Raw genomic sequence first — 16,927 nt, forward strand, 5'->3', positions numbered from 1 at the left:
ATCTGATCTTAAAAATATAAATCTTTTACCTTTTTCCGGCTAACAATATCCCATTCTTCAAAACGGCGTAAGGTGACAAAGGATCCAAATTGCCAGTCTGTATTGACGATCACGGCTCCGATCACAAAAATATATTTTCCGGTGAAATCCGTGCTCTTAATCATATGATCGATCATTTTTCCGGATTCTTCATAAATGATGTCAGTCGCTTCTTTAACCAAATCGTTCGAATTTAAAACCCTGTCTTTTTGATTAAAAAGAAATTCCTGTAAAGAGTGCTGCTGATAATCGTCTGCCGGTTTTGGTCCGGATTTTATCTCATCATTTTTCAACCGGTTGAGTGCAAGAATGGTTGCTCCGCAGCAGGTTGAATCGTGATTTTGGCCTACGCGAAGGATTTTGCCGGTATTGCCTTCCGCATTAATGCCAATGTGAGGCGCATAAAAAATCATGGCGGCACCTTCTTCCGGTACGTGGTGCGCGAATGCCGTCATTCCTGTAATACCTGTAAAAGGATAGCCATTGAGTCCGCCCAGATTAAATGGTCCAAGCATTTGTCGCCCTTCTTCGGGATATTCAATATTATTTACATCATCAGAACATACTGAATGTGCCAATAAAATCTGGTTAGGAGCAAGGCCGTAGCCTGCCACACTTTTGTAAATATTTGAAATAAAATCAGATGAGCTAACGGCGTTGGGATAGTGTTTTTGGACTTTTTCAAGCATAACAAGACGAATTTCTGATTGAGGAATGATTCACGATGCAAGGTTTTAATTTGATATGATAGTTTCAGGTTTTTGATTTTGAAACTGACATTATCGTAGGCTAAGCTGAAATTTTGATGGGTGTAGGTTTTAGGGAGAGAGATTTTCTACTTAAATGATTTTTTCGTGGAATTGACATTTTAGCCCCGGGAATGAATTCCCGCGCTAGGATGTCGGCCATGCCTACGGCATTTAGACGGAACCTTAACGGTCATTTTTCCCCGGAATAAGTTCCAGGGTTACCATATCGGCCATGCCTACTGCATTTTTTACAATCGAAATAAATTGGCAATCAATGATTTTAAACAGAAATCATTCAAAAAAATGTTGATTCAAGCCAATCAAACATATTCCACCAAAATCCAAATGCCTTAGGCATGACCGACATGGTAGCCGGGAAATTATTCCCGGGGTGGAAATGTCAATGGCCATAGAAATAATAAAAATCCATGGCCGATTAATCTAATTTTCAAGGTGTTTCTTCAAACCACTTTTTAAATGTCGGCACGCGCTCTTTACTAACCAGAATAAGATTGGTTGAAACCGGGTAAACCCGCATCAAAAGCCTTCCGTTAAAATATAGCTCAATATCTTTGATACAATCACGGGAAATAATAAACTGACGGTTAGCCCTAAAAAAATTAGAAGTATCCAGTTGATTTTCAAGTTCTTCAAGTGATTTGTCTAAAATGAAACTCCGGTCATCATGAAGCATAGCTGTCACAATTCCGTTCTGGATTGTGAGCCAGGCAAAATCCTGGGCTTTTAATGGAATCAATTTATCGCGATACGGTACCAAAAAACTCCTTCGCGCATTTTTTTTATTCAGGATTTGTGAATGGACAATTTCTTCCAGCACCCTGACCTTCGCCGTTGTATTTTCCTTATTTAACTGATAATATTTGTCCATACTAAACCGCAGCAATTCCGGACGGATTGGTTTTAATAGATAATCAATACTGTTAAATTTAAACGCACGCATAGCATATTGGTCATGTGCCGTAGTGAAAATAATCGGGCATGCTATTGAAACCTGTTCAAAAATCTCAAAACAAGTCCCGTCGCCCAATTGCACGTCCATAAAAATCAGGTCTGGTAATGGATTGTTTTGAAGCCAGAAAATGGCCATTTCTACACTTTCCAGCATACCAACCACATTTGCCTGCGGATCCATTTGTTGTAAAAGACCTTTCAGGTAATTCGCTGCCGGGACTTCGTCTTCAATGATTAATATATTTGTCATGGAGATTCGATTAAAGGGACTTTAACTAAGAATTGTTGTGCATCATGGATCTGTGAGGTTTCCTTTCCGGTTTGCAGCCGGTAACGCGCATCCAAATTTTGTAAACCTATCCCGCTGCTTGCAACATTTGTTTTCCGGGTAATAGAATTTACGACCAGCAACTGTTTCTCGGTTTCATCCAATTTTACTTCAATGTGGAGAATATGATTGGAGGTAATTACATTGTGCTTAATAGCATTTTCAATCAGGATTTGTAATGAAAGCGGAATGATATACCACTCGCGGCTTGTTTCAACATTGTCAAATTTGTACATCAGTTTATCGCCAAACCGCGCTTTGTGTAAAGCCAGATAAGAGCGCGCGATATCAAGCTCATCAGAAAGTTGTACGACATTCTGGTTCTGAATTTTCAGGTTATAGCGAAGAATATCTGAAAGATCATGCACAATTCTCTGTGCTTCCTCCGGATTGCTTGCGATGGAAATATTGAGAATATTGAGCGCATTGAACAAAAAATGAGGATTTAGCTGATGCCGAAGCGCGTCCAGCTGTGTTTTTAGTTTTTCTCTTTTGAGCTGTTCATTTTCCAGATTGATCTGATAATTTCTTTGATCCACTTCCAGAAAATCACCAAATACCCGGATGGCCAGCAATACCAAAATGTTGTAGCCGAAAGTTACCTCATTGAAAAAGAAAATGTTTTTTTGAGAATTTAAAGTTAAAAGCTGTAACTGAAACAGAAGTTCAGTCAAAACGAAAAACAAAATCAGCGACAGGAAAACCTTGACGTACGTTTTTTGCCTGTTGAACCATCCCGGAATATTACAAATATGGAAAAGATACAGATTGCTGAAAATCCAGGAAAATAAAAAATTGGATATCAGCTGAACGCCAAGATACGCCAATCCAAAGCCTTCAACAGTAGGAGAGGGCGAAGAATTGATAATCAAAAATAACCATGGAACGCTGATAAACAGACTCCATATGATACAGAAACGCCATGCAAGCGCAACACCTTTGTCATAGAGAATTTTCATACTATGCGGCAGGAGTCACTTGTAAGCGGTTTGTCTCAAATTGTACCGGTTTTTCTCTGTAAACGTGTTTTTCATGAATCAGGGCACAGACGGACTGGACCAACTCAATTTCGTCAAATGTCCATTCCCGCTGATTCATAGTATCTTCCAAACCGATAAATCCTGCCCATTGTTTTTTGTAAAAAAATGGAACCGCAAGAATGGATTGGATGTCGCGGTTTTGAAACATGTTTTGCTCGCTTTCCGGCAGTTCCTTTAATAAATTTGCAATTGGCTGGCGGTTTTCAAAAAGTTTGTCCCAGCGTTTGAAGTAAGGATACCAGGCAGAGGAAGAATCTGCCAAATAGGTTTTATCCTGATTATATACACCGGGAGCACGGTATTCACTTGTTTTGATGATACCAAAAAATGTATCGGGAAGCTTTACCTTTTGACAAATATAAGCCCGGCTCACGTCCAGCGCCTCTGTCAATAGGTTCAGCGTATTCATTACACAGCAATCTTTTTCGCTTCTGAAATTGAACGACGTCAATTCCTCCTCACATCTGGCCAAAACCTTTTCATGGAAACTTTGCTTGTTCTGATCCATTTGCGCCAGGCGAACCAAAGCATTTTGCTGCCATTTAGCCAGGGTTGTTTCCATGGCTTCGAGCCATGAAATTTTATTGGCACTTGTAATATAAAAGTTGGTTGCCAGAATTGATAAAGCTTTATCCGCATTTACCGGGCAAACACCTTCGGCCATTACAAGACATGGAATCTGATTGCCTAACACACTGACAAGGTCGGAAACTTGTCCGTCGGGAAGGGTGCAGTTGGAAATAACAAGGTCAAATTTGTCGTGGTAACACGCCTGGAGTGCAAGTTGCTTGGTGGCAGCGATTTTAATTTTATAGATGTAACCTGCCGCGTTCAGAGACTCGACAATGAGGCTCTGCCACTCATTTCGAATTGAAACGATTAATAATTTTAAGGGTTCCATGAAGTTAATCTTTACGTTGGTCGGGTTCAAAACCACTATATAAAAACACTGGGATTGTCAATGTAAAAAATAGTGAGGTCATACGCTTGTACGGTATAAAAATCACTACTGTTGCGCAAAAAGATGTTTTATTTTAAAACAGGAACGAATCTTCGATTTTTTTAGACATTGTTATTTTGAAAAACCGGGGTATTTTGAAAATGCATATGTTTTTCATGGATCAGTTCTGAAACGGATTTCAGAAAACTGATTTCGGAAGTAGACCAGTCTCTCGGATGCATGCTGTCTTCAAATCCTATAAATCCATCCCAGGTTTCATTATAAGAAATCGGAATGGCAAGAAATGATTGCATGTCCCTTGTCTGCCACCACGATTTCTGGTCTGGTTCTAATGCAGCATATTTTATCTGGACAGGTTTTTGTGCGGAAAAAGATCTGTCCCAGCTTTTATAGTAGGGATAATTAACATTAGAATTTTTTCTATTTTTTGAAGCCACACCAGGTGCGCAGACTTCCAAAGTCTGGACAATTTCCGTAGCATGGTTTGCCGACCCATATTTGCGGCAAATATAAACCCGGCTTATATCCAGCACTTCGCGGAGTAAATCCAGCGTGTTAAGGATAGCAGTGTCTGTGGATTCATTTCCCGGCGACAATTCTTCTGCACAGCGCAAAAGGGCAGTTTCAAAAAGGTTATTATAATTTTGATTAAACAAAGCAATACGTTCCTTTGCAGCATTTTCCCAGATTGCCATCGTATTTTCAAGATGTGTAAGCCAGGAAATTTGTTCAGAGCAACTGATATAATAATTTGTTTCGGGTATAAAAAGAATCGATTCCGCAGTAAAAGGACATTTTCCTTCTGCCATAACAAGACAAGGAAGTAAATCTCCCAGAACGCTGACCAGATCAGTAACAGGCCCGTCGGATAGTTTGCAATTGGAAATTAATACATCGAATTTTTTCTCGCCACAAGCCAGTAGCGCATGCTGTTTGCTGTCTGCATGGGTTATTTCAAAGCTGTAATTAGCTTCCGCAAGTGAGTTCTCAATAAGGGTTTGAGATTTTCCTTTTAATGACACTACCAATAATTGCAAGGATTCCATTGAGTGATTTTTATAAGGGTTTACTTATCCGGAGCACAATCGCTTTCCAAACAGATTTGTATATTTCGGTATAATGTGTGCAGAATAACAGATCAATTACTGTCGTCAGTCAAATCAATAAAAACGAAATGGCTAATAATATGTTGGAGGGTGTCGGTGACGTGTGTAAGGAATACAAAGATAACAGAGTCCTTAAATTTTCAATTATAATTTTATAAAAAAAGGAAAGGAAATTCTTGCTATTCTTTAATTTCTAAAACTTACTCTCAATACGCCGAAATATTCTTTCGGGCTACTGCGCAGTTTATTTTACATCAAAATATTATCAATAGCCTCAATCGGAGCCGGTATATTTTCCTCGTTCAGCATATCCCTCAAATCGGTTTCAATAATCCGGCAAATGGCAGTCATAGGAACATCATTGATGGCATTTTCAAAAGGATTTTCACTGGTGTCGCCAACAACTTCCATCGTGTGAAATATCCAGGCGATCACCACATAGAGAGGAATTCCCAGCCAGACAGCAGCTCCATTGAGTTTGGCAAACTCTGTAAGCAAACCAAAAGGTAAAATAAGAATGAATAACCAGACAAAGAGCTTGCTGTAATAGGCATACTGTCTTGGAAAAGGAAAACCTTTTATAGCTTCACAGGCACCCTGGTGATTGAAAAATTCCTGGATTACTTCCATTAACCGGCGGTGGCACGATTCAGAAATGTAACCTTTGGCCGCCAGGTCGGTAATCCGCCCGGTTTGGGTTTTCATGATTTGCGTGGCAACGTTTTTTTTCCTGGAATAACTTTCAGCTTCGTTTTCAGGCAGAAATTCAAGCAATATTCTCGTGACATCCGAGGAAACCTGCGCATGGTTATCAGGTCCAACCACTTTATGTGCGACCGTATTCATATCACCCCAAACACTTTTACGACGGAGTTGAATGCGTACCGTGTTTAAATAAGCTATGTGCCGGTATAATATTTCTTCTTTTATATGACTTATTTCTTCGGTTGAGATTTCCTCGGATTTCAGAAAGGCAACAACATAGGATCCAAAACTTCGGCTGGCGTTGACCATACCGCCCCAGGAACGTCTGGCATCCCATAGTCTGGAATATGAAGCATTATTTTTAAATCCAACTGAAAAGGCGACGGCTGTACCGATTAGTCCAATGGGAACAAAAGAAACGCCAAGGTGAATTTCGAAATAAAAATAAAGCAGGAAGAGTGTGCCCGAATAGAGTAGGAAAAACAAAACAGAACGCCAGGAAAATTTAAGGACAAGGTTCGGTTTGATTTCTCGTGCAGTGTACATTTTTAATTGTTGAAAGGTTACGATGAGTTGGAAATTTTAAATACAAATTTTTCACTTCACAGACATTTTATACCTGATTTGAACGTGAAGCTGAAAATATACGGGGTGAAGCAACGGATTTGGCGAATGAAATTTTAAGTCAGAATGAACAAGTCACCGTTAATTGTTATTCAGGTTTTTTATCAATTCATAATTTTATATAAAACATAAGAATAAATCTATTTATTGGATGGCAAACATATTGTTATTGATTAGCTTTTATTGATGCGTTAAAGAATGTTTATAAAATATTATTTTGTTAAATGATTAATAATCAAATGAAATCTTATATTTCTGACTTGATTATAGATTAATGTTGCGGTCTTGAAAGTTCACCAAAGCATGTAGACGGTTTGAGGTACGGAATCAACTGGTTCAGGTTAATTTTTGTCAGTTTCAGCAATGATTTCTATCCGCTCAGAATTTTTAGTGAGGATATTTACAACAGAATCCAGGCAAAAGCTAATAAGTCATAAGCAATCTGGTTTCTTTTTCTAGCTTAAAGAGTCTAAGGATCTAAACGTTTTAACCCTCAAAAACTTCAATACTAATGAGCGCGAACAAGTCACTTTCACGTCGTTATTTTTATCAGATCATGAATGGAATGAATGCGGATACCGCGCACGAAATTCTATCAGAAGACTTCATTTTTACACTCCCGACACACCCTGAACCTTTTCATGGACCGGACGGATTTTTAGGATTGGTTGGTATGTTACACGGCGCTTTTCCAGACTTTTATATCAATCCGCAGGAAATGGTAGCTGGCGACGACTGGGTAGTTACCCGTTGGATTGGCGGAGGTACGCATTTAGGTTCACCACTTTTAACAGTAAAAGGAAATGTAGAAGCAACCGGAAATTTCTTTGAAATTGACGGAATGACATGGCATACCATTAAAAATGGAAAAATTGTTGAATCAATTGGTCATGAGGATACACTAGGTTTAATGCTTCAATTGGGTGTTTTGCCAAGTGAAAAGAAAACGGAGCCGGATCTTGCTGCGAATGAGATTTTGGCAACGCGTTATTTTGAAGAAATCATGACGCAGGGAAATTTAGAGGTGATTGAAGAAATCCTTGATCCTGAATTTGCCTTTATTATTCCTACACAACCGGAGCCAATCAAAGGTTATGAAGCTTTTACGGAATTTGTTAAATACTTGCATAACGCTTTTCCTGATATCAAGTTCACTGTAATGCGCCAGACTTCTGAAGGCAGCAAAGTTGCCTCGCGGTGGAGCATTGCCGGAACACATCAGGGAGAATTCCTGGGCGTTCCCGCTTCAGGACATCATCTGATCGATTACGGAATTGACATTTTCACGATCAAAAACGGTAAAATATTTTCTGTTCATGTGAATGAAAATGACTTTGGATTGATGCAGCAATTAGGTGCTATTCCATCCTGATCCGTTATTCTCCTCTCTTTAAAACCTCACTGTTATGTCTGAATTAGAAAAAAACAAGGCGATCATTCGTCGTTACTGGTTCGAGCTTTGGAATGAAAAGCGAATTGAAGTACTGGACGAAATCGCGATTGAAAACATTGTTTTTCACTTCCCGCAAGGCCAGGCGCACAAACCTGCTACACTAAGAATCTGGTTTGAAACTGCGCTGATCGCATTTCCTGATGTACATTTCACTTTACATGACGAGTTGGCCGAAGGCGACAAAGTCGTTAGCCGCTGGTCTTATGAAGCTACAAATACCGGAACATTTCTTGGCCGCGAAACGACGAGCATAAAAGTAACGGATCTTGGCATTGACATTTTCCGCATTGAAAATGACAAGATCGTTGAAATGTGGGTAGCTCAGGATAGTCTGGGTTTATTGCAGCAATTAAAAGTGCTTCAATAACAAATCCGTTTCCTGCTTATGCCAACAATTTGAAAGACCACAACAACCCTTTTAATTAAGAAAAACCATGTCTTATACTGCCGAACAAAACAATGCAATCTGCGTTGAATTTTTTGAAACTGCCTGGAATACAGGTGTAATTCGTGAAGATTTGTTATCAGAAGATGCTATCGACCATTCTCAGGTTGGAGGCAAAACAGTAAGTGAACCAGGTTCCGGAAGCTTCAAGCATATAGTAGGAATGTTTCGTGGCGGAATGCCGGATGCAGCCATCAGCATAGAAGACGCTATTTACGCGAATGACAAAGTCGTTCACAGATGGAGATTAAACGGAACAGATACGCAAGGAATTATGGGCATGCCTCCGAGCGGAAAACATATTTCGATGACCGGTACAACAACGGTTCGTTTGGCTGATGGCAAAATTGCGGAACGCTGGGCTAACGTGGATGAGCTTGGTTTGCTGCAGCAACTTGGTGTGGTGCCGCCACCTCCGGGAGCGCATTGATCATTGAGGAAGTCAACTTTTTGATTTCGTATATAGAATAGCGTTAATCGAAAAAATAACAGACTCTGTCAAATAATTGGTTTGAATTAGTTAACCCATATTTCAAAAAATCAGTTTTATGTCTAAAAAAATATTAGCAGTTCTTTCCGAGTACGGATATTGGGGAATAGAGCTGGTTGGCCCTCTTGAAAAATTGGAAGCTGCGGGATACACCGTAGAATTTATAACGCCAAACGGAAAAAAAGCAGAAGCCTTGCCACCCAGTTACGACACTACGTATGTGGATCCTCCGCTTGGTACTTGTGTAACCACACCACTTGCAGCAGAAAAGGTAATCGCTTTTGAAGCTACAAACCGGTTGGAAACAAGGCAAAATCTTTCCGAAGTAATTCCGCAGCGTCCGTATTTTTCAACACCTGATTTTTTAAGAGCGTTTGAGAAATATTACGCTGATCTTAAAATCGCTCAGGATAAAATTACAGAAGAATACGCAGCTGTTCTTTTGGTAGGAGGTAGCGGGCCAATTATTGATATGGTTAATAATCAGCGTGTTCATGATCTGATTCTTGGATTTTACAAGAAAAATATGCCGGTTGCAGGAATTTGCTATGGAGTTGCACCGCTTGTTTTCGCTCGTGATTTCAACGAAAGAGATTCGATCATCAAAGGAAAACATGTGACTGGCCACTGTATCGAATACGATTACCACGACGGAACCGGGTTTCTTCACACAGATTTGAATATGGGGCCACCGCCATATGTTTTGGAATACATTCTTTCTGACGCCGTTGGACCGGAAGGCAAATACCACGGAAATTTTGGAAAAGAGACTTCTGTAATTGTTGATTATCCATTCATTACCGCCCGCTCATTGCAGTGTTCATTTGAGTTTGGTGATCAGTTTGTAAATGTCCTTGATAAAGGTCTGACTCGTTATGGCTGGTAAAACCGGAAATCAGAAAATTATTGAACAATTCCTGGCTGACGGCATGGATCACATGTTCGGAAATCCCGGTACGGTGGAGCAAGGTTTCCTTGACGCACTGGCCGAATATCCGGAAATGAAATATATCCTAACTCTTCAGGAAACTATTGCGGTGATGGCTGGTGACGGATATGCGCGTGCAACGCAGAAACCGACTTTGGTTCAGCTGCACAGCTCGCCCGGAATCGGAAATGCAGTCGGAGCAATTTATCAGGCAAAACGTGGTCATGCACCGCTTGTCGTAATAGGCTCAGATGCAGGGGTGAAATACCTTAACATGGACGCGCAAATGGCCAATGACCTGGTCGGTATGATGGCGCCGGTAACGAAATTTTCAACGATGGTAACGTCTTCAAAATCCGTTTTGCGGACGTTGAGAAGAGCGATAAAAATCGCTTCAACACCACCGATGGGACCGGTTTATGTTTGTCTGCCAATGGATATTCTGGATGAAATAAATGATGAACCGGTTTTCCCTACATCAATCCCTTCAACCCGCGTAGCACCAGCTAATGAGCTTATCATACAGACAGCTGAAATATTGCTCGCAGCGAAAAAACCAGTGATTTTCGTAGGCGATGGTGTGGCCTATTCAAATGCAATTCCTGAACTTACAAAAGTATCGGAACTGCTTGGTGCAGAAGTGTACGGCGTAGAATTTGGTGATCTGGTTATGGACAATACACATCCGCTTTACCAGGGATCTACGGGTCATATGTTTGGAGAATTCAGTTTGCCAATTACCCAAAAAGGTGACGCAAATCTTATTGTAGGGACCTATATGATGCCGGAAGTCTTTCCGGGTTTGGACGATATTTACGCCCCTGACGCGCAGGTAATTCATATTGATTTAAACGCTTACGAAATTGCCAAAAACCACCGTGTTGATCTAGGCATTGTAAGTGATCCTAAACTTTCGCTGAAAGAATTGGCGGATGCCATTGAAGAACTTATAACCGACGAACAGAAAGAAACAGCTGCGGCAAGAGTTAAAGAAATCGGTGATTTGAAAGCTGAAAAATTGGCAAAAGAAAAGAAAGCTGATTTGGAACAGGTTGGGAAATCGCCACTTCATATGTCTCAGTTTGCCTCGGTACTGGCAGAGAAATTAACAGCCGATGCGATCATTTTTGATGAAGCACTAACGAATTCTCCGCCGGTAACCCGATACATTCCACCAACAATTCCAGGGCATTATTTCGCTACGCGTGGAGGTTCTCTTGGCGTAGGTTTTCCGGGAGCAATTGGTGCGAAAATGGCTAATCCGGATAAAACAGTAATAGGATTTTCCGGTGATGGCGGTAGCATGTATACTATTCAGGCACTTTGGTCTGCGGTGCGTCATAATACAGGTGCAAAGTTTGTGGTTTGTAATAACGGTTCTTACAAATTGCTTCAACTGAACATCGACGTTTATTGGAAAGAAAGAGAAATTCAGGGCCATAACCAGCCTTTGCCTTTTGACCTTTCCTATCCTGCAATTCGTTTTGATTTACTGGCTCAATCACTGGGTGTAGATGCTGTTCGAGTTGAAAAAGAAGAAGATATTCCGGCTGCGATTGATCGTATGCTGGCGGATGATAAGCCTTTTTTGATTGACCTGGTTCTGGAAGGAAATTATAAGACAGATTGGGTAATAACCAATTGCGCGCAATAAAATCATAAATCCCTCCTCTATAAAAAGTTATGGATTCTGATTCTAAATACGATTATATCATTGTAGGCGCTGGTGCTGCCGGAAGTGTGCTGGCGAATCGGCTGAGCGCAAATCCGGCCAATAAAGTTCTGCTTGTAGAAGCGGGAAGTGCAGATCAAAATCCTGCGATTAAAGATCCCGGTGGCTTTGTAAGTCTGTGGTTTTCGGAACTGGATTGGGCGCTAAAAACTACAAACCAGCCTGGATTAGCTGATCGTTCGATTGTTATTAATCAGGGAAAAGTGTTGGGAGGAAGTTCTTCTATTAACGCCATGATGTACGTCCGTGGCAATCCCGGAAACTTTGAAGCCTGGAAAGCTCAGGGGGCAGATGGCTGGGGTTATGATGATCTTTTGCCCTATTTTATTAAACTTGAAAATTTCGAAAACGGTGCTTCGGAATTGCACGGAACCGGCGGAGAATTATCCATTCGTGATTGTCCTGATGATGTAATGCGCTCTGAACATTTTCTGAAAGGTGCGATGGAACTTGGTTACGACGGACCGAATTGGGATTACAACGGAGCTCGTCAGGAAAATGGTGCAGGTTTGATTCAATTTCATATCACAGAAAATGACAAACGTGCAAGCGGTGCCTCAGCTTTTATAGATCCGGTTTTTGATCGCGAAAATTTAACGATACTAACAGGTTGCCAGACGACTAAAATTATCATTGAAAATGGTACTGCCATAGGAATTGAATACATTATCAGTGGAATAAAAAATCAGGTTTTTGTTTCGAGAGAAGTGATTATTTCAGCCGGTGCGCTTGCGTCTCCTAAACTGTTATTATTATCAGGAATCGGGCCTGCTGCTGAATTGGAAGCCCTGGATATTGAAGTAGTGGCAGATCTTCCCGGCGTTGGAAAAAATCTTCAGGATCATTTGCAGCTTCCTATGGTTTTTCGTTCCAAAATTGAAATGCCGCAAACGACGCTTTTGACGGGAAATGTCCTTTTTGTCAATACAAAAAAAGATGGCGGACTGGTTGATTTACAGCTGAATTTTACACCAAGTTTACCCGGACCACTGGCCCCATTATTACCAGATTTTGGCGGACCGATCTGTATTTTTCTTCCGATTCTGGTTCAGCCGGAAAGCAGGGGGGAAGTGACATTAACATCAAAAGATCCGCTGGAACCAGCGATTATCAACCCACATTATCTTGAAAAAGAAGCGGATGTTGAAGTGTTGAGAAACGCGGTTGAACTGGTTCGAAATCTCGCCACGACACCTGCATTTCAGGAATTGAGTGGTGGTGAAATGGCTCCGGGCGAAGCAGACGTCACGGATTATATCCGTTCGCAAAGCTCCACCTTATGGCATCCTGCCGGCACTTGCCGTATTGGAAAGGACTCACTTGCAGTCGTTGATCCAAAACTTAAAGTGCATGGAATAATTGGCTTACGCGTTGCAGATGCTTCCGTAATGCCGACCGTAACCAGCGGAAATACAGTAGCTTCCAGTTTTGTCATCGGTGCAAAAGCGGCTGACATGATCCTTGAAGACCATTTAAATGATTAGAAATCTAGTATTCAATATAAAATTTAGAAGCAATGCTTACTGAGGAATCGATAAAGGAATTAGCTACCGAATGGTATAAAAAACTTGACGTGCACGTACCGATGGTTGAGGTACTGCCACACCTGGCCGACAAAGAACTTGAAATGGTTTTTCCGGAAGCTACGGTATATGGATATGCAGGATTTGAAGGCTGGTTTCAACGTGTGATCCGTATTTTCTTTGATGAAGTGCATACGGTGAAAGTCGTTGAACCTGTAATTAACGGCGATACGGCTACTGTGAAAGTGGTGGTACAATGGGAAGCCAGCGTATGGAACGCGCCGGAAGCTTATAGCAAACGCATCAAGTGTGACGCCTTCCAAACCTGGGAAGTTAAAGCACTTGGCGACAAAGCCATCATCACAAAATATATCGTTGACGGCCTGGAATACCACGAAGGCTCGGCAACACTGTAATTAGAACACCGCTTTACTCAACGTTAGAGCAGGATCTGTCAACAAAAGGCAGGTCCCTGTTCATCCCGAAATAACCACTTTTTTAAAATCCTGAACAATGAAAAACGTACCAGATACCAAATTGGGAAAAATGTACAAGGAGCACATTCAGCATATTCTGGACAAGAATATTGAAGCGCTTTTGGACCAATATACAGATGATGCCACGCTGATCAGCAGCTTTTCGAAATCTCCGGTAATTTATCAGGGAAGAGAGCAGGTGAAAGAACATATGCAGGGAATTTTAGGAATTGACGGTCTGGAAACAGATATCGTTTTTTGGGCTGAAACGGAAAACCCTGAAACATTGATGATCACAGAACAGATCACAATGACTGCCGGAGGAGCGAAAAGTGAAATGCGTTTTGCAGATAGCTGGGTTTTGAAAGACGGGAAAATCGCCATTCACTTTGCTGGTATGGTGCAGCATCCGGACGGAACTTTGGCTTAATTCTATCACTCCTCAATATAAAAGACATGAAACTTGCCGGCAAAAAAATCGGAATTCTCTTTGAAGCCGATTACTTCGAAAACGAAATTTTCTACTATAAATACCGCTTTCCGGAAGAAGGCGCCGAGATCCATTTTTTGTCGCGGCTTTGGGGAAATGACAAAATAACTTTTACCGGCCACGAGTACAAAGTGCCGATGGACTGCTGGGAATCTTTTGAAAATATGAGCGACGAAGAATTACGCAGTTACAGTGCGATCATCGTTCCCTCGGGTATGGTTTCCGACCGTCTTCGCTATACTGAGGACGTAGAAAAAATTCCACCTGCTACCGAATTTCTTAAACGCGCTTTTGCAGAAGAAAGCATTTTAAAAGGAATAATCTGTCACGGTTTGTGGCTCACGGCGCCTGCTACGGAACTGGTAAAAGGCAAAAAACTGGTTTGTCATAACAACCTGATCGGTGATGCAAAAGCATATGGAGCGATTTACACCAACGAAGATGTGGTCGTTGACGGTGACTTGGTAACAGGCCGTTCCGGCGGACACGCGCATCTGTTTGCGAAGAAAATTATTGAGATTTTATCTGAATCGACAAAATATTGAAACCATGGAAACATCCTTTTTTCATTTGGCGGTGACGGTAAAAAATCTCGCAAAATTTGAAGCCTTTTACGCAAAACATTTTGGTTTCAGAAGAGCCAGAGTGATCAGTCTGGGAGACGATGCCGAGCTCGTTTTTCTAAAAAATGATCACGGCTTTTATTTCGAAGTTTTTCCTCCCGAAGAAAACCGTCCATGCCCGATGGCAGAAGCAGACGGTCCGCATTATCCAGGTCTTCGTCACTTCGCTTTTAGTGTCGATGATGTTGAAGGAAAACTGGAAGAAATGGGTTCTGACGCGGTTGTAACGCTTGGTCCGCTACATTTTGACGACGTGATTCCGGGTTGGAAAACCGTTTGGCTGAAAGATCCCGAAGGCAATATCATTGAAATCACGCAGGGTTATAAAGATCAGGAAGACCTTGCCTGACCCGCACAAAATATTGAATTATTCTCATCTGAAAATTTAAATCAACAACCCTTTTTCTCAATCCAAATGAATATAGACTTCACCTTTTCAGACACCATTGCGGGCTATGTGTATGCCTTCAGTCCACAGGAACGCTGGTTTCTTTTAGAAACTTCCGATAATAGAAAATTCAAGGTAAACCTGATTCCTTCTACTTATGCGCGCGGAACCCGTAACCTGACCGAAGGATGGCAAAATCCGGGCGAAATTGATACTTTCCTCGCTACAAACGGGCAGTATGTTTTTGCGTACGGTACTTTCTATCCAAACGCAGGCCAGGATTCTGCAACTTTTGAGGCGCAGCAACTGGTGTTCCCGGGAAATGAGCCTTCGAAGTATCGTCACGAAGAACAAAACTGGTGGATTGAGCAAATTAGTTCTATCGCTACGAGTTATTTGAAATGGCAGTTCAACTATCCACAAGACGAAATTAATTACAAGAACTACCGCACGATGCTACATCTGGGTGGTTCGAAAAAAGGAGATTATCTTCAGGAAACGGACACAATTTCCCGTATGGTCTACGGTTTCGCTTCGGCATATTTGCTGACCGGAAAAGAAGAATTTCTTGAAGGTGCAGAACTGGGTACGGAATATCTTCGTGACCACATGCGTTTCTTTGACCAGGACGACGATCTTGTTTACTGGTATCACGGTTTGAAAGTTGAAGGTCAAAAAGAAACCAAACTTCTGACTTCTGAATTTGGTGATGACCTGGATTCGCTTCCTATGTATGAGCAGATTTACGCACTGGCCGGCCCTACGCAGACATACCGCATCACGGGAGATCCAAAAATCCGTTTTGACATTGACAAAACGATTGATCTTTTTGAAAAATATTTCAAAGATCAGAATGGGGAAGGTTATTTCTCTCATCTTGACCCGATTTCTCTGGACGCACACGAAGAGTCGCTGGCTCATAACCGTGCACGTAAAAACTGGAACTCGGTTGGTGATCACGCGCCGGCGTATTTGATCAATTTGTATCTGGCAACGGGCGAGAAAAAACATGCTGATTTCCTTGAATACACCTTCGATACAATCACAAAACATTTCCCGGATTACGAAAACAGCCCATTTGTTCAGGAGAAATTCTTTGAAGATTGGAGCAAAGACCAAACCTGGGGATGGCAGCAAAACCGTGCGGTAGTAGGCCACAACCTGAAAATTGCATGGAATTTGATCCGTCAGCAATCCTTGACACCAAAAGACGAATACCTTGCTTTTGCCAAAAAAATCGCAGAATTGATGCCGGCTGCTGGTTCAGATCAGCAACGTGGCGGTTGGTATGATGTGGTGGAACGGGTTGCTAAAACCGGTGGAAAACACCAGTTCGTATGGCACGACCGCAAGGCATGGTGGCAGCAGGAACAGGCGATTTTGGCTTACCTGATCATGTACGGTGTTCTTGGTGATGAAGACTACAAAAAATACGCCCGTGAATCCGCTGCTTTCTACAATGCTTTCTTCCTGGATACAGACGATGGCGGTGTATATTTCAACGTATTCTCAAATGGTATGCCATACCTGCTTGGAACAGAACGTTTCAAAGGAAGTCACTCGATGAGCGCGTATCACAGTACTGAATTGTGCTATCTGTCAGCAGTTTATATCAATTTGCTGATCACAAAAGAGCCGACTTATTTCTACTTCAAGCCGTATCCGGGTGGATTTAAAGATAATATCCTTCGCGTTTCGCCGGATATTCTGCCACAGGGAAGTATCTACATCAGCGAAGTATTTATTGACGACGTTCCATACACAAATTTCGATGCCCAGGCGCTGACAGTAACGCTGCCGGAATCCGACAAAGCCGTACGTGTGAAAGTACAGATCAGCCCTGCCAAGTAGTTGT

17 protein-coding genes are annotated in these 16,927 nt (G+C 41.6%); 11 read left to right on the top strand and 6 right to left on the bottom strand.

The window, feature by feature from the left end; all coding sequences use genetic code 11:
- Positions 1 to 8: 8 nt before the first annotated feature.
- The 6 genes from IEE83_RS07665 to IEE83_RS07690 form a co-directional block, all read right to left on the bottom strand.
- Entirely contained in the window at positions 9 to 728 is a 720-nt protein-coding gene (locus tag IEE83_RS07665; protein WP_194120019.1) for an LCIB family protein, read from the bottom strand.
- A 508-nt stretch (positions 729 to 1,236) separates the two neighbouring features.
- The gene (locus tag IEE83_RS07670) at positions 1,237 to 2,010 is read right to left on the bottom strand and encodes a LytR/AlgR family response regulator transcription factor (RefSeq protein WP_194120020.1); all 774 of its coding nucleotides are present in this window, start codon (positions 2,008 to 2,010) and stop codon (positions 1,237 to 1,239) included.
- Positions 2,007 to 3,047 (bottom strand): sensor histidine kinase, encoded by a 1,041-nt coding sequence (locus IEE83_RS07675; RefSeq protein ID WP_194120021.1) that lies wholly within the window; start codon positions 3,045 to 3,047, stop codon positions 2,007 to 2,009. The genes IEE83_RS07670 and IEE83_RS07675 overlap by 4 nt, the downstream gene beginning before the upstream one ends.
- 1 nt (position 3,048) lies before the next feature.
- A complete protein-coding gene (locus tag IEE83_RS07680; protein WP_194120022.1) occupies positions 3,049 to 4,029 on the bottom strand; it encodes a GAF domain-containing protein in 981 nt (326 codons plus the stop codon).
- Between the two features lie 161 nt (positions 4,030 to 4,190).
- A complete protein-coding gene (locus IEE83_RS07685; protein WP_194120023.1) occupies positions 4,191 to 5,135 on the bottom strand; it encodes a GAF domain-containing protein in 945 nt (314 codons plus the stop codon).
- A gap of 309 nt (positions 5,136 to 5,444) precedes the next feature.
- The gene (locus IEE83_RS07690; RefSeq protein ID WP_194120024.1) at positions 5,445 to 6,446 is read right to left on the bottom strand and encodes a bestrophin family protein; all 1,002 of its coding nucleotides are present in this window, start codon (positions 6,444 to 6,446) and stop codon (positions 5,445 to 5,447) included.
- A gap of 589 nt (positions 6,447 to 7,035) precedes the next feature.
- Between IEE83_RS07690 and IEE83_RS07695 the strand changes: the two genes are divergently transcribed.
- From IEE83_RS07695 to IEE83_RS07745, 11 genes are all read left to right on the top strand, one after another.
- Entirely contained in the window at positions 7,036 to 7,896 is an 861-nt protein-coding gene (locus IEE83_RS07695) for an ester cyclase (RefSeq protein WP_194120025.1), read from the top strand.
- A 34-nt stretch (positions 7,897 to 7,930) separates the two neighbouring features.
- The gene (locus IEE83_RS07700) at positions 7,931 to 8,344 is read left to right on the top strand and encodes an ester cyclase (protein ID WP_194120026.1); all 414 of its coding nucleotides are present in this window, start codon (positions 7,931 to 7,933) and stop codon (positions 8,342 to 8,344) included.
- 67 nt (positions 8,345 to 8,411) lie between these two features.
- Entirely contained in the window at positions 8,412 to 8,852 is a 441-nt protein-coding gene (locus tag IEE83_RS07705; RefSeq protein ID WP_194120027.1) for an ester cyclase, read from the top strand.
- A 118-nt stretch (positions 8,853 to 8,970) separates the two neighbouring features.
- Positions 8,971 to 9,798, top strand: a complete 828-nt coding sequence (locus IEE83_RS07710) for a type 1 glutamine amidotransferase domain-containing protein (protein ID WP_194120028.1) — start codon at positions 8,971 to 8,973, stop codon at positions 9,796 to 9,798.
- Positions 9,788 to 11,494: a thiamine pyrophosphate-binding protein gene (locus IEE83_RS07715; RefSeq protein ID WP_194120029.1), complete on the top strand. Its 1,707-nt coding sequence runs from the start codon at positions 9,788 to 9,790 to the stop codon at positions 11,492 to 11,494. The genes IEE83_RS07710 and IEE83_RS07715 overlap by 11 nt, the downstream gene beginning before the upstream one ends.
- Before the next feature lie 29 nt (positions 11,495 to 11,523).
- The gene (locus tag IEE83_RS07720) at positions 11,524 to 13,056 is read left to right on the top strand and encodes a GMC family oxidoreductase (protein ID WP_194120030.1); all 1,533 of its coding nucleotides are present in this window, start codon (positions 11,524 to 11,526) and stop codon (positions 13,054 to 13,056) included.
- A gap of 32 nt (positions 13,057 to 13,088) precedes the next feature.
- Positions 13,089 to 13,511, top strand: coding sequence for a hypothetical protein (locus tag IEE83_RS07725; protein ID WP_194120031.1), 423 nt, complete (start codon positions 13,089 to 13,091; stop codon positions 13,509 to 13,511).
- A 97-nt stretch (positions 13,512 to 13,608) separates the two neighbouring features.
- Positions 13,609 to 14,001 (top strand): nuclear transport factor 2 family protein, encoded by a 393-nt coding sequence (locus IEE83_RS07730; RefSeq protein WP_159471397.1) that lies wholly within the window; start codon positions 13,609 to 13,611, stop codon positions 13,999 to 14,001.
- Between the two features lie 26 nt (positions 14,002 to 14,027).
- Positions 14,028 to 14,606, top strand: a complete 579-nt coding sequence (locus IEE83_RS07735; RefSeq protein WP_194120032.1) for a DJ-1/PfpI family protein — start codon at positions 14,028 to 14,030, stop codon at positions 14,604 to 14,606.
- A gap of 4 nt (positions 14,607 to 14,610) precedes the next feature.
- Positions 14,611 to 15,033, top strand: coding sequence for a VOC family protein (locus IEE83_RS07740; RefSeq protein WP_194120033.1), 423 nt, complete (start codon positions 14,611 to 14,613; stop codon positions 15,031 to 15,033).
- A 66-nt stretch (positions 15,034 to 15,099) separates the two neighbouring features.
- Entirely contained in the window at positions 15,100 to 16,923 is a 1,824-nt protein-coding gene (locus IEE83_RS07745) for an AGE family epimerase/isomerase (RefSeq protein ID WP_228101717.1), read from the top strand.
- The last annotated feature ends 4 nt before the right edge of the window (positions 16,924 to 16,927 follow it).

It is taken from the genome of Dyadobacter subterraneus (assembly GCF_015221875.1).
In the GTDB taxonomy this organism is placed as follows: domain Bacteria; phylum Bacteroidota; class Bacteroidia; order Cytophagales; family Spirosomataceae; genus Dyadobacter; species Dyadobacter subterraneus.

Bases quoted from the DNA above. Each gene is read 5' to 3' on its own strand.
- IEE83_RS07665 (WP_194120019.1), bottom strand. From the start codon at position 728: ATGCTTGAAAAAGTCCAAAAACACTATCCCAACGCCGTTAGCTCATCT.
- IEE83_RS07670 (WP_194120020.1), bottom strand. From the start codon at position 2,010: ATGACAAATATATTAATCATTGAAGACGAAGTCCCGGCAGCGAATTAC.
- IEE83_RS07675 (WP_194120021.1), bottom strand. From the start codon at position 3,047: ATGAAAATTCTCTATGACAAAGGTGTTGCGCTTGCATGGCGTTTCTGT.
- IEE83_RS07680 (WP_194120022.1), bottom strand. From the start codon at position 4,029: ATGGAACCCTTAAAATTATTAATCGTTTCAATTCGAAATGAGTGGCAG.
- IEE83_RS07685 (WP_194120023.1), bottom strand. From the start codon at position 5,135: ATGGAATCCTTGCAATTATTGGTAGTGTCATTAAAAGGAAAATCTCAA.
- IEE83_RS07690 (WP_194120024.1), bottom strand. From the start codon at position 6,446: ATGTACACTGCACGAGAAATCAAACCGAACCTTGTCCTTAAATTTTCC.
- IEE83_RS07695 (WP_194120025.1), top strand. From the start codon at position 7,036: ATGAGCGCGAACAAGTCACTTTCACGTCGTTATTTTTATCAGATCATG.
- IEE83_RS07700 (WP_194120026.1), top strand. From the start codon at position 7,931: ATGTCTGAATTAGAAAAAAACAAGGCGATCATTCGTCGTTACTGGTTC.
- IEE83_RS07705 (WP_194120027.1), top strand. From the start codon at position 8,412: ATGTCTTATACTGCCGAACAAAACAATGCAATCTGCGTTGAATTTTTT.
- IEE83_RS07710 (WP_194120028.1), top strand. From the start codon at position 8,971: ATGTCTAAAAAAATATTAGCAGTTCTTTCCGAGTACGGATATTGGGGA.
- IEE83_RS07715 (WP_194120029.1), top strand. From the start codon at position 9,788: ATGGCTGGTAAAACCGGAAATCAGAAAATTATTGAACAATTCCTGGCT.
- IEE83_RS07720 (WP_194120030.1), top strand. From the start codon at position 11,524: ATGGATTCTGATTCTAAATACGATTATATCATTGTAGGCGCTGGTGCT.
- IEE83_RS07725 (WP_194120031.1), top strand. From the start codon at position 13,089: ATGCTTACTGAGGAATCGATAAAGGAATTAGCTACCGAATGGTATAAA.
- IEE83_RS07730 (WP_159471397.1), top strand. From the start codon at position 13,609: ATGAAAAACGTACCAGATACCAAATTGGGAAAAATGTACAAGGAGCAC.
- IEE83_RS07735 (WP_194120032.1), top strand. From the start codon at position 14,028: ATGAAACTTGCCGGCAAAAAAATCGGAATTCTCTTTGAAGCCGATTAC.
- IEE83_RS07740 (WP_194120033.1), top strand. From the start codon at position 14,611: ATGGAAACATCCTTTTTTCATTTGGCGGTGACGGTAAAAAATCTCGCA.
- IEE83_RS07745 (WP_228101717.1), top strand. From the start codon at position 15,100: ATGAATATAGACTTCACCTTTTCAGACACCATTGCGGGCTATGTGTAT.